The sequence below is a fragment of the Bacillus paranthracis genome (assembly GCF_024296885.1).
GTDB lineage: Bacteria > Bacillota > Bacilli > Bacillales > Bacillaceae_G > Bacillus_A > Bacillus_A paranthracis.
Genome location: NZ_CP101135.1, coordinates 2,907,319 through 2,921,153, shown reverse-complemented (window position 1 = coordinate 2,921,153; position 13,835 = coordinate 2,907,319). Strand labels below are relative to the sequence as shown.

Genomic DNA, 13,835 nt, shown 5'->3' with positions numbered 1-13,835 from the left:
AATCCCCCTGATCGTACGTCGGGGGGTTACTATAGAGCATATTTTTTCGCATTGGAATGAAAGTGTAACAATTGTAGTGTTTAAAAAAATCGCAAGTAATAGGAAACTCTTGAACATACGGATACACACTATTTTCGTATCCGAAATAATAGAACAATAAAAAAACAACGGGGGTAAAAAGATGGTTAACAGTTTATGGAATGAAACAAAGGCATCACAATTATCGCAAGGAGTAGACGAATTAGTATATCGTTCAAATGTAATTGGAACAGACCGTGCTGTATGTAATTGGGGAGGCGGAAACACATCGGTAAAGACATTTGAAAAAGATTTCCGCGGCCGCAATATAGAAGTGATGTGGGTTAAGGGAAGTGGATCCGATTTAGCAACGATGAAAGCACAAAATTTTACAGGTTTAAGAATGGAAGACATTCGCTTATTAATGGAGCGTGAAGAAATGTCAGATGAAGAAATGGTAGAGTATTTAGCTCATTGTATGATTGACAGTAAGCATCCACGTGCATCTATCGAAACATTATTACACGCATTTTTACCGTTTAAACATGTGGATCATACACATCCAGATGCCATTATTAGTCTTTGCTGCGCACATAATGGAAGACAAATTGCGGAGGAGATTTACGGCAATCGTTTCGTTTGGGTTCCGTATGTGCGTCCTGGATTTACGTTATCTAAAATGATTGCAGAAGGTGTGAAAAATAATCCAAATGCTGAACTCGTGTTAATGGAAAAACATGGCCTAGTCGTTTGGGGAGATACGGCGAAGGAAAGCTATGAAAGAACAATTGCAGTTATTAATGAGGCAGAACAATACATCAATGAACGAGTGAATGAAAATACTGTATTCGGAGGTGAAAAATACGAAACACTCTCAGTAGAAGAGCGTAGAAGCATTCTTGCAAAAGTAATGCCGATTATTCGCGGGGCAGTTAGCGACGAAAAGAAAATGTTATTATCTTATGATGATACAGATGAAGTACTTCAATTTGTAAACAGCCACGATGCACGAGAGCTTTCGCAAGTTGGAGCAGCTTGTCCGGATCATTTAGTTCATACAAAGCGCAGTCCTCTTTATATTGATTGGGATCCGCAAACAAAAAACGTAGACGGATTAATAGAGAGTATTAAATCTGGTGTTACAAACTTTAAAGATGAGTATAAAGCTTACTTTGAACGTAACAAATACGAAGGAGACAAAATGTTTGAATCTGCACCTCGCGTTATTTTAATTCCTGGTATCGGTATGGTGAATACCGGTAAAAATGTGGCAATGTCAAAAGTAAGTGGTGCGCTGTATCATAGGGCAATTTCGGTAATGAAAGGTGCTACAACGCTCGGACGTTTCGTTTCTTTAAATGAAAATGAATCTTACAATGTGGAGTACTGGCCGCTAGAGCTGTATAAATTATCGTTAGCACCGGCTGAAGCGGAATTTTCTCGCAAAGTTGTTTTTATTACAGGTGGTGCTGGCGGAATTGGAAGTGAAACGGGACGCTGCCTCGTTTCAGAAGGTGCGCATGTCGTGCTTGCTGACTTGAATTTTGAAGGGGCAGAAAAAGTTGCGGCTGAAATTAACGAGAAGTACGGCGAAGGTCGCGCTACTGCTGTGAAAATGGATGTAACAAAAGAAGAAGAAGTAAAGGCGGCATTTGAAAAGGCAGCTCTTACTTACGGAGGCGTTGATAGTATCGTGAATAATGCAGGACTTGCGACGTCTAGTCCATTTGATGAAACGACACTTCAAGAATGGAATTTAAATATGAACGTACTTGGAACAGGCTACTTTTTAGTGGCACGTGAAGCGTTCAAGCAAATGAAACAGCAAGGCATTGGCGGGAATATGGTATTTGTCGGCTCGAAAAATTCTGTATATGCCGGAAAAAATGCTTCGGCATACAGTTCTGTAAAAGCACTCGAAACGCATTTAGCGAGATGTATTGCAGCTGAAGGCGGTGAGTATGGCATACGTGTAAATTCAGTTCTTCCCGATGCGGTGTTGCAAGGATCAGCTATTTGGGGTTCAAAGTGGCGCGAAGAACGTGCCGCAGCATATGGTATCGAACCTGATCAATTAGAGGAACATTACCGTAAACGTACAACATTATTAGTTAATATTTATTCGAGGGATATTGCTGAATCGATTGCTTTCTTTGCCTCCTCAAAGGCAGATAAAACAACGGGATGTATGATTACAGTTGATGGTGGTGTAACAGCAGCATTTACTAGATAACTATTACGTTTGTGAAAAGGTATTTCAAAAGAAGTATAAGAGGAAAATGTTTTTTGCCTCTTATACTTCCATATAAAAGAATAGCGAATTTCAAGGAGAGAATAAAAGAAGTCAATGTGCAGAAGGGGACATTTTACATTCGCTTTTCAAAAGGGGATGGAAATTTGAAACTGAGAAACGTATTAACAGGGGGATTGCTTTTTAGTACTTTATTATTTTCTTTAGGAAGCACTGGAGAGTTTAGTAAAGCAAAAGCAACAGCACCTATTACGATTGAAAATCCAAAACCAGAGGGAAAGAAACTATCACTTTGGTACAATGAGCCAGCAAAAGATTGGGAAAAACAAGCATTGCCAATCGGTAATGGCTATATGGGTGGAATGGTCTTTGGTGGAGTCCAACAAGAACGTATTCAGTTTAATGAAAAAACGCTTTGGACTGGCGGACCAAGCAGTACAAGTGAGTATACGTACGGGAATCGTGATGGGGCAGCGAGTCACTTAGGTAGCATTAGAGAAAAGTTATCAAAAGGTGATAAATCAGGAGCAGAAAGGGAATCTACGCAATTTCTCACAGGTCTCCAAAAAGGCTTTGGTTCCTATCAAAATTTCGGGGACATATACTTAGATTTTAATATGCCAGATGGGTCTTCATTTTCCAATTATCGCAGGGAATTAAATTTAAATGAGGGAATTTCTACGGTGTCCTATAACTATAAAGGTGTTCAATATAATAGGGAATATTTTGCAAGTTACCCTGATCGCGTTATGGTCATGCGTTTAACTGCTAGTGAATCGAAACAGCTTTCATTAGATGTTAGACCAACGAGTGCACAGGGAGGGCAAGTAACGTCCAAAGATAACAAAATCACGATAAAAGGACAAATAGCGAATAATGGAATGAAATATGAATCGGAATTTAAAGTACTAAATGAAGGCGGTACATTAACAGCAGAGAATGGGAAAATTAAAGTAGCAAATGCAGATAGTTTAACAATTATTATGACTGCAGCTACTGATTATGAAAATAAGTACCCGAGTTATAAGGGGGAAGATCCACATCAAAAGGTTGAAAAAATTATGTCCGCTATTTCTAACAAGAGTTATGAGGTTTTAAAATATACACATATAAAAGACTATTACTCTTTATTTAATCGTGTTTCTTTAAATTTAGGAGGAGAAAAACCATCCGTTCCAACAAATGAATTACTAGCATCTTACAGTAAAGAAAACAGTAAGTATTTAGAAGAACTATTCTTCCAATATGGAAGATATTTGCTTATTTCTTCTTCAAGACCAGGAACGCTTCCTGCAAATTTACAAGGAGTATGGAATAATTCGAACACACCACCGTGGGAAAGTGATTATCATTTTAATATTAATTTGCAAATGAATTATTGGCCTGCAGAAGTGACAAATCTATCTGAAACAGCTGAGCCATTAATGGATTATGTTGATTCATTGAGAGAACCGGGAAGGGTTTCAGCAGAAAAACATTTTGGTGTTACAGGCGGCGGGTGGACCGTTAACACGATGAATAATCCATTTGGATTTACTGCGCCTGGATGGGGATTAGGCTGGGGATGGGCACCTAGTGCGAATGCCTTTATTGGTCAAAACCTTTGGGAGCATTACAAGTTTACGGATGATAAACAATACTTACAAGAAAAGATTTATCCGATACTGAAAGAAGCGGCAGTGTTTCATAGTAAGTTTTTAGTAGAAGATCAAAATAAGAAGTTAGTTGTTTCTCCGTGCTGGTCTCCAGAGCTTGGTGGCATTTCTAATGGATGTGCCTTTGACCAACAGTTAGTATATGAATTGTTCTCTAATGTAATTGAAGCGAGTGAAGTTTTACAGGTTGATAATGTATTTCGGGATGAGTTAAAGGCGAAAAGGGATAAATTATTCCCGCCAATTCAAATTGGTAGATATGGTCAGGTGCAAGAGTGGAAGGACGATATAGATGACCCTGGCGAAACGCATAGGCATATATCCCAGTTAGTTGCGCTATATCCGGGAAGTATGATTAATCACAATACACCAGAATGGCTAGAGGCAGCTAAAGTTACTTTAAACCATCGTGGTGACGAGGGAACAGGCTGGAGTAAAGCGAATAAAATTAACTTATGGGCACGTTTGTTAGATGGTGACCATGCGTATAAAATCCTGCAAGGGCAACTTACTGGAAGTACGCTCAGCAACTTATTTGATACCCATCCGCCGTTTCAAATTGATGGGAATTTTGGCGCAACATCAGGAATTGCTGAAATGTTAATTCAAAGCCATACCGACTCCATTCAACTATTGCCTGCACTTCCGAAGGCTTGGAAAGACGGTTCTTATAAAGGATTAAGAGCACGCGGTGCATTTACGATTGATGCGGATTGGAAAAATGGCACGCCTACAGTTATTCAGGTGACTTCTGATCATGGAAACGATGTAAAGTTAAAAAGTCCGATATTCAATACATCGTTTACTGTGACAAGAGTCGGTACGAATACACCGGTGCCATTTACGAAGGATGGCGATACGATTTCATTTAAAACGGAAGCAGGTAAAAAGTATAAAATTGAGTCTATGCTTAGTTTCGATCTAGAATCTCCCAGCAGTGTAACAGCAGGAAATACAGTTAAGGTAAAGGCAAACTTATCAAACTTTGGTACGTTGAAATCTTCATCTGGAGAAGTGGTTGTAAAGGCTCCAGAGAGCTGGAATGTGAAGCCAATTCAAGTAGCTTTTGAAGGCGTTGAACCAGGGAAATCGAAAACAATTGAGGCAGATTTATCTGTCCCTATTGATGTAGTTGCTAATAAGTATTCCATTGAAGCGGAGGTAACTACAGATAGCGGGACGATTAGTAAATCCAATCAAATAGAAGTAACGCCAGCAGTAAAGCTAATTTCGGCAAATGTTGACCCATATCCAATTAGTAGTGAAGGTGGTTCGACTACATTAAAGGTAAAGGTCCAAAATGAAATAAAGGAAAAAGTTACACCTGGAAAAATTGAATTACAATTACCAGAAGGCTGGAATGCACAGCCATTAGCGACAGACTTTCAATTATCGGCAGGAGGAGAGGAAACATATTCGTTTGTTATCACGCCACCATCCCAGTTTAAAGGAGTAAAAGAAGTTGAAGTTTCTGTAAAATTGGGGAATGCGGTGGTAACATCAACGAAAGTGCAAGTTGCTTCCGGCGGCATCTACCTTAGTGACATTTCATGGGTAAAAGCAACTGCTGGCTGGGCAACGGTTCAAAAGGATAAAAGTACCGACAAAAATCCAATTTCATTACTCGGAACGACAGGGCCGATTACGTACAAAAAAGGAATCGGAACGCATTCGAAGTCAGAAATTACGTACGACATATCAAATTCAACTTACAAACGATTTCATTCATACGTAGGAATCGACCAGGAGCCTGGTGGTAAAGGCGGTTCAGTCGTATTTAAAGTGCTACTTGATGGGGCCGAAGTATTTAATAGCGGTACAATGTACTATAATACGCCAGCAAAATTTGTTGATGTTGACCTTACAGGTAAAAAAGAATTAAAACTAGTCGTTGATGATGCAGGTAACGGTAACGGAAATGATCATGCGGACTGGGCGGATGCTTGGTTGAGTTTTAAATAAGGATGATGTAATAATAGGTGCTCTTTTTCGTCATACCGATTATATGTTCCCAACTATACCCTCACATGTTTATTTGGGATTTGATGATCTGGTAGGAAAAAGAGTAGTCTGAGCTTCAATGTATGAAACAATTTTTATAAATAAAGGAAAGAGTCAATCTTCTGTTGCATAGGAGATTGACTCTTTTTATACATAGACTACATTGATTTACAAAAAACACTAAATTAAATAGAGAATATTCTGACGGAATGATAAAGTTAGAATAGATTGGTTTAGGAAAGGTGGTTTAACTTATGATTTCTGAATTAAGCAAGAATGATTTTTATAAATGTAGTAGTTTAATAAATGAACGAGGTCAATTAGAAGTCAAAGCTGTAATTGCAGGGGTGAATCCTGGTCGTATATTTGTAGATAACATATCTTCCCCTAATTCGGGGCTTATTTGGTTAGGCAATAATGATGGCTTCTTTTTTATTGGAAATGCTGAAAATGAAGAGTTTAATAAAGAAATGAATCATCTTATTAATAATGTAATAAAACCTGAGGCGAAAAAGGTTGGACTAAATTGTTTTGAAGGAATCGGTAATCATTCAAAGTGGAACAAAACAATTGAAAGAATATTTCAGCACCGTAACTTAAAGAGTTGGAATCAAAGAGTGTATATGCTAAGAAAAGAGGATTATAAAAATCATCATGAGCCTAAATTTGAACAGGGATATACTGTGCTAAAAATGAGTAAAGCTCTCTATGAAAATAATAATAACACATTTAAGAACATTGATTTTTTACAATCAAAAATTTTAGAGTTTTGGTCTTCACCAGATTGTTTTTTCAATGAAGGAATCGGTTATTGCATTGTTTATGGTGATCTAATTGTGAGTGTTTGTTTTTCAGGATTTGTATTTGAAAATATACACTGTATAGATATTGAAACAATAGAAGAGCACCAGGGGAGAAAATTAGCTCAAACGATAGCTCATAGTTTTGTGAAAGATTGTTTGGAGAATGACATTACTCCATATTGGGACTGTATGGAATTGAACAAGTCTTCTATCGCAGTTGTGGAAAATGTAGGGTTTACAAATGTGTTTAATTACGTAGGATATTATTTTCCTTTTGAGTAAATTAAGTGTATTTTACAAACCTATCATCGAGGATTTTTACATGTAAGGAGAATAGGATGAAACACATAATAAAAGACGTATTAATAAATTATTTTAAAGAAATTCATACATTAGCAGTGGAAGAAGAATTACATAATAATAGTTGGCATACAGATTTACACTATAAAATTATCGTAAATGGAAAGCGATATTCCGCAAGATTTATAAATAGCAAGCGAACAATCAATCCAGCTTTTGGAGCGTTATCAAACGAACAACTGATAGAGCAAGTATGGTTTACGTATTATGTACGCGAACATGGAATTCCTTTTATGCAGATAAATAAGAATAGGGCAGGAGAGCCATTTACACTTGTCGCTTGGAATGAGGAACAATACCGATTTGTCTTGTCTAATTGGATTGAGGGAGAACATATTACACATTGTACAGAAGCTATCGCAAAAGCCTTTGGAAAGGAATCAAGAAAGATTCATGACATATCTTGCGCATTTCAAAGCTCGATTTTTCAAAAGAAATCACATTTGGATGGGTATGCCCAGTTTATTCATATGTTAGAAAGTAAGGCAAGTGCATGCAAAGAATTACGGGAGTATATAAATCTAGCTACATATCATATAGAGTGTGCATATACGAGTGAATTAAAGTTTATCGTACAGACAGATTTAAATCCTTTGAATGTTTTATGGGACTCAAGTGAGCAGGTAAAAGGAATTGTAGATGTCGAATCGATTGGATATGTTGATCGTATTGAAGGACTAGCCTTTTTACTAAAGTGGTATTCTCGAACAGAAGGAATACATTCGCATGAAGTATGTTCAAGTGTTGCTAGTGAATTTTTAGAAGGATATAAGGCTCATAATATTGTAACATCAAATGATTATAAAAGACTATCTTCATTACTTTGGCTATCTGGTAGTTTGAATTGGAATTTTGTGAAGAAAACGCTAAGTGTAATAAGTGATGAGAGGGAATTAGAAGAACATTTGGAAGTTTATAGAGTGAGGGGAGAAAGACTATCTTCATTATTAATTTGTATATAACATGTATTCTCCTAATTTGGGATTCAAATAAGAAACCATATGAGGTGTTCTAAAAATGAAAATACAAATTGTTTTGTTTGATGGATTCGGAGAGCTCGTCTCTTTTGCACCTTTTGAAGTACTGAAAAGAGCAATAGAAGAAGGAGCTCCATTTACGGTTGAATTCGTTTCAAGTGAACGAAAACAAGAAGTTACTACTTCGTTTGGAGTTACAGTTAAATCACATGATTTTTTACGAATGAATAATCGTCCAGATTTGTTAATTGTACCTGGTGGTGGCTGGAATCATAAAGCAGAGCATGGAGCACGAAAACAAGCAGGGCTTGGTACTTTGACTAAAATGATTAAAGAGATGCACAATGAAGGAACGATTGTTGCGGGAGTTTGTACAGGAGGTATGCTACTAGCCGCGTCCTGTATATTGAATGATAAAAAGGCAACAATGCATCATTTGGCGCAGAGTGAAATGAGTAAATATGGAGCGGAACTTCTTCCTTACAGAATTGTGGATCAAGGCGATATTATAACTGCAAGAGGAGTTACTTCAGGAATTGATTTAGGACTTTGGATTACGGAAAAGTTCGCAAGTTCTAAAATTGCAGCCGCTGTTGAATATCGAATGGAATATGAGAGGCGAGGTGTTGTTTGGAAGTGATTTTTTATTCGCTTAATCATATTTTTGTAGATATTGTAAAAGAGAAAGAGCCAATTCATACGAGTAGGCTCTTTCTTTTATATGTTCATTTTCTATGTTTAATAATTTGGCTGAATATAACCTAACTTTATTCCCTTTGTGACAGCTTCCAAGGAAGATGAAACATTTAATTTATCAAATATGTGTTGAATGTGATTAGAAATTGTACGTTCGCTAGCGTATAACATAGAAGCGATTTCTTTGCGCTTATAGCCATCGCATAGTAATTGTAAAATTTGTTTTTCACTATGAGTCAATTCTTCAATTGTTTCTGTAGGGGTTGGAAAATGAGATGCGCCTTTATTAATATCGTGCAGTACTTTCACCAATACTTCAGGTAAAATATTTTTATTAATAAAACCACTTACACCTAGTTTTTGAGCTTCATACTGGTAAACAGGTAAATCATAACCGGTTAATATAACAATTTTTGTATCACATTTACTATCCAATATTATTTTTGCTATTTCTAAACCATCTTCACTACTTATATTGCTTAAATTAATATCTAATAAAATAATATCTGGTTTAAACTGGTTGATAATTGTAACGACATTTTCAACATTTTGTAATGAACGGAATTCATCTATTTCAGGATAATCTTCTAAGGCTATTTCCAAGCTTTTAGCAAACAAAGCATGATCATCTATTAATAAAATGTTTATAGGAATCGTCTCCTTTCATAGGAATGATAATAGTAATGCATAAACCAGAAGGGTTACTATTTGAAATGGTCATTTTACCATTTAATAAAAATAGCTGTTCTTTAATCGAATTCAATCCTTTATGACCATTCAAAATATCTGCTTCGGTAGTTGTTAGACCTTTGCCATTATCTTTCACAACAAGTTTTATTTCCCCATCTTCTTGTACTAAATGTAAATGTAACTTTGAACAATTTGAATGTTTGAATGCATTCGTTACTAGTTCTTTTAATATTCGATATACAACAAGGTGATAAGGTTCTACTAAAAACAAGTCGTTATTACACGTAAAGGATATATTAACATGTTTCGTTTCATATTTTTTTTGTATCATTAAAAGTAAATTACGATAATTTTCTTTTAATGTAAGTGTTTTTAATAGAGTTGGATGATACTCTTGCATTTCAATTCGTATTGTATGACTTAAGTTATCCAGTGTCGCTACGATCATATCATGAATTTCTTTTTTGTTAGATTTGTTCATCATATTTTTAACAGCTAATATGTCTTGTAGTATTTCATCATGTAAATAATTAGAAAATCCACTTTTTAATTGTTCTTCTTTCACTATTTGTACTAAGTTATGAATATAAGAACTGTCGGGTAAAGTTTTCAATTCTTTTGTATTCAAATTTGAAATAGTGTTTTTGGTGTCTTGAAATAATAATGTGAAATAAAGCTGAACGAACCAAATAATTGTATGTATAAAAATGAAATAAGTAATCATATTAAATTGAAATAGTACTCCAAGTGAACTCATAAAAATAAAAATGCATACAAACATAAAAGCAATTGCACTTTTTTTTAAGGGGAAATATTGTTTCATAGATATATGATTTTTAAAAGCAATTGCATGAATACTAAATAGGGGGAACAGAATTATTGTGTACCATCCTAAATTATTTACATATTCGGGACTCCTCCCAAATAACGTAACATATATGATAAAGGGGAAGATAAGAATCGTAGTAGATGTAAGTAAATGCTTTTTTTCACTTTTAAAAACAAATTTAATTCGTTTGTGATGTTGTAGGAATAGAAAAGTAATCCAACTAACACTGATAAGCCATTGAAATAAAAATAGAACAGAAAATATTCTATCGTTTATTAAATATGCACCTAATGTAAGTAAACATGTAACTCGTAAAATCCAATCTTTTTCTTTCTTATAACTATAAATAGAATCTTGGAAAAAGAATAGGAGTATAAATTGCACGATTTTATATAGAATGAATACACTTAGTAGTGTGCTGAATGCACGAAAAATTGGTTCATCGTTCAGTGTAAGTAAAAACTGCCAAGAAGTAAAAAGTAGTAAACTAGAAAACTGTGATAATAGAGTATTGTTTTTTAAGTTGATAAAACTAATATATGATCCATAAATGGACATGACCGTTATAAGCAGTAAAGGGAGTAATTTTGCTGTTCCTATAATATTGTCTATCGAAAATTCGTAGCATAGAAAAATAATCATACAAAGTTGGTTAATTAAAATTAAAATTTGTTTTTGCTCATAGTACTTTTTCATAAAATCACTTACCTTTGTTAGATTACATACAGATAAAGCTGATGTTTTTTTATTTATCATCAGCTTTATTTATAGTTTTTTACTTTTTATTGTTAAATATAATTTTATAACATGCTCTTTTTGTTAACAAATAATAAACGATATATACAACAGTAAAAATAAATATTGCAAAAAGAATCGGTAATATAAACGCACTACTTTTTCCTAATAGGTCATCCATTAAAGCAGTCTTATAAGCTATTAATGCAAAGATACTATGTGCTAATCCTATTATGTAAGGAATGCTAAACAAGGTGAAAATTTCTTTACTTATTATTCTTTTTATCTTCTTTTTGTTATAGCCCATTCTATTTAAAATAATAAATTCATTTTTATTTGCCATCATACTTGAAAGGTTATGGAAATAGAGAATACTGCCTGTTGCAATAAAGAAGATGATAGTAACAAAACTAATGAGCAAGAATGTTGAGCTATTTTGCTGAATAATATAATCATTTTTCTGGTAACTGCTTGTAAAATAACTATTATTTTTAAATAGTGGAGCTAAGTTTTCATAAACTGCTTTATTATTCCTCATATCTAATCCATTAAAACTCACTATCATTTTTTCGGGTAATTCTAAAGCTTTTATTTCTTTATAAAGTTGATCTGAGATAATAAGTGTTGCGACACTATTTGCAAATCCAATTGAATTAAGTAATGTAGTGTCTTTTACTTTAATATCTATATTAGTTGTAGGCGTTAAATTTAAAGTATATATTTTCCCTTTATCTAGATTTTCTTTTTCAGGTCGATATTTTACTAGGATGCTTTCATTTTTAGCTAGATGATTAAATTCTACATTTTTATCTTGAATATGTATTAACTTTCTGTAATCTGACTCAGAGATAAGGTCAAATCCGTGTTCCTTTTTTATACGATATTCTTTCGGTAAATTATCAGAATTAGATTTCCCGTTAATAATGGTTGTTTCTGTATATCTTGTATTTTCTTTACCGACAGTATTTTGTACAGTTTGTAGTGCTTTATTGGTTACGTCCTTATCGTCTAAAGGAAACTCGATAGCTGAAGGTACGATCCGTTCTGTAGCGGCAACAGGATAGTAAAGAGTCAGTAGAGTAGAACTGAATATAGCTAAAGTTCCTGCGGTTAATAAGGTTAATAAAATGAAAGTTTTTGCTTTTGAACGAATTTTAAATATAAAGTTTGGGATGACGATAATATTGGATTCTTTATAAAACCATATTTTATTTTTCTTTAGCTGTTGAATCGCATATGGTAAAAATGAATGAATAAAGAAGATCGTCCCTAATATTACACTGAACATCGTTAAGAGAGCGATTGGAGAAAAGCCAATTGTTTTCCACAAAGAGTTCGTGCCCCTTGTAATATCGATTGCTAAGAAATAGCCAATTAAAATGAAAAATAATCCTAGTAGTGAAAAAACTGTATTGATTTTTATCTTTTTATCTTCTTTTTGTTCCATACGTACTAAAGTTAGTAAGGAACTTTTTCGAAGAATAATCCAATTTGATAAAGATAAAACAAAAAGAACAGCAAAGATAAAAGCAAAGGTGAATAGTACTGCATCAAGGTTAATAAATGATACTTTAGAAGTATCGATTTGTAATTTTAATATTTTGATTATAGCTCCTACAATTCCTTTATGAGCAATAGCACCAAAAATAATTCCTACAAATAGGGCAGCAAAGCAAATGATAATATTTTCAAAAGTTAACAGTTTTAGCATCGTTGATTTTCTATATCCTAAAAGGGAGTAAATGCCGAGTTCGTTCATTCTTTTTTTCATAAAAAATGTATTAGAGTATGACATATAGAATAGTACAAATGCCATAACAAAGATCGCCACCGTTTTTGACATCGTTTCTACTCTACCATCAGACGAAATCTTTTCCATGACAATATCGTTCATGGAAAAAGAGATAAAGGAGAAAAATACCATCAGTACAAAAGCTACTGAAATAAAATAGAATGAATAGAAGGAGAAGTTATTTTTTAAATTCTTTTTTGCGATTGTAAATAATCCCACAGTTCAATCTTCCTTTCATATTTCTAGTTATATCGATTTTCATCAATTTTAGAGATTTCTTTTAATATTTCTTCGAAAAATTCTTTTCTATTTTGTTTATTTTTCTTTAAGTCTTTTATAATGTTTCCGTCTTTGAATATTAAAATTCTACTAGAAAAACTGGCTGCATAGGCATCATGAGTTACCATTAAAATGGTAGTTTGAAGTTCCTCATTTACCTCTTTTAATTTTTGAAGTAGTTCTGTTGCAGAATTTGAATCTAACGCGCCTGTAGGTTCATCTGCAAATAAAATACTAGGCTGCTTTGCAAGAGCTCTTGCAGCTGCAACCCTTTGTTTTTGTCCACCCGATAATTGACTAGGATACTTGCTTAATTGCTCAAATATCCCAAAACGCTTTGCTAAATTTTCTATTGTCGATTCAATTTCCTTTGGAGATTTTTTTAACAGAGTAAGTGGAACAGCAATATTTTCCTTTACGGTTAAACTATTAAGTAAAAAATACTCTTGAAAAATAAACCCTAAGTAATCCTTCCTAAAATCAGCAGATTTATTATTGTTGAGCGTTTGGATATTAATCCCGTTTATAAAAACATCGCCCTCTGTAGGTGTGTCGATAGTGGATAAAATATTTAATAAAGTTGTTTTTCCGGATCCAGAGGCCCCCATAATCCCCACAAACTCACCCGCTAAAATATCAAAAGAAACTTTATTAATCCCTGGTAATTGATTCTTGTTATAAATTTTTGTCACATTCCTTGCAGATACTAATGCATTCATTTTATTTACTCCTTTTCATCTGTTTATATA

The 13,835-nt window shown here is 34.1% G+C and carries 9 protein-coding genes; 5 read left to right on the top strand and 4 right to left on the bottom strand.

What is annotated here, in order from left to right; genetic code table 11:
* Positions 1–181: 181 nt before the first annotated feature.
* From NLJ82_RS14960 to NLJ82_RS14940, 5 genes are all read left to right on the top strand, one after another.
* Positions 182–2,251, top strand: coding sequence for a bifunctional rhamnulose-1-phosphate aldolase/short-chain dehydrogenase (locus NLJ82_RS14960; protein ID WP_000248239.1), 2,070 nt, complete (start codon positions 182–184; stop codon positions 2,249–2,251).
* A 164-nt stretch (positions 2,252–2,415) separates the two neighbouring features.
* Positions 2,416–5,886: a glycosyl hydrolase family 95 catalytic domain-containing protein gene (locus NLJ82_RS14955; protein ID WP_041185225.1), complete on the top strand. Its 3,471-nt coding sequence runs from the start codon at positions 2,416–2,418 to the stop codon at positions 5,884–5,886.
* A 293-nt stretch (positions 5,887–6,179) separates the two neighbouring features.
* Positions 6,180–7,010: a GNAT family N-acetyltransferase gene (locus NLJ82_RS14950; RefSeq protein WP_000622598.1), complete on the top strand. Its 831-nt coding sequence runs from the start codon at positions 6,180–6,182 to the stop codon at positions 7,008–7,010.
* 56 nt (positions 7,011–7,066) lie between these two features.
* Positions 7,067–8,050 (top strand): phosphotransferase, encoded by a 984-nt coding sequence (locus NLJ82_RS14945; protein ID WP_000680481.1) that lies wholly within the window; start codon positions 7,067–7,069, stop codon positions 8,048–8,050.
* A gap of 55 nt (positions 8,051–8,105) precedes the next feature.
* Positions 8,106–8,705 carry a DJ-1/PfpI family protein gene (locus NLJ82_RS14940; protein WP_000701563.1) on the top strand — a complete coding sequence of 200 codons (600 nt, stop codon included), beginning with the start codon at positions 8,106–8,108 and terminating at the stop codon, positions 8,703–8,705.
* Positions 8,706–8,803: 98 nt separating this feature from the next.
* Here the strand turns inward: NLJ82_RS14940 and NLJ82_RS14935 are convergent, their stop codons facing one another.
* The 4 genes from NLJ82_RS14935 to NLJ82_RS14920 all read right to left on the bottom strand — a co-directional run bounded on the left by NLJ82_RS14935 (position 8,804) and on the right by NLJ82_RS14920 (position 13,805).
* Entirely contained in the window at positions 8,804–9,409 is a 606-nt protein-coding gene (locus NLJ82_RS14935; protein ID WP_136800478.1) for a response regulator transcription factor, read from the bottom strand.
* The gene (locus NLJ82_RS14930) at positions 9,387–10,976 is read right to left on the bottom strand and encodes an ATP-binding protein (protein ID WP_000761141.1); all 1,590 of its coding nucleotides are present in this window, start codon (positions 10,974–10,976) and stop codon (positions 9,387–9,389) included. Before NLJ82_RS14930 ends, NLJ82_RS14935 begins: the two co-directional genes overlap by 23 nt.
* 79 nt (positions 10,977–11,055) lie before the next feature.
* A complete protein-coding gene (locus NLJ82_RS14925; RefSeq protein WP_000522532.1) occupies positions 11,056–13,026 on the bottom strand; it encodes an FtsX-like permease family protein in 1,971 nt (656 codons plus the stop codon).
* Positions 13,027–13,049: 23 nt separating this feature from the next.
* Positions 13,050–13,805, bottom strand: a complete 756-nt coding sequence (locus NLJ82_RS14920) for an ABC transporter ATP-binding protein (protein WP_000993160.1) — start codon at positions 13,803–13,805, stop codon at positions 13,050–13,052.
* Positions 13,806–13,835 lie beyond the last annotated feature (30 nt).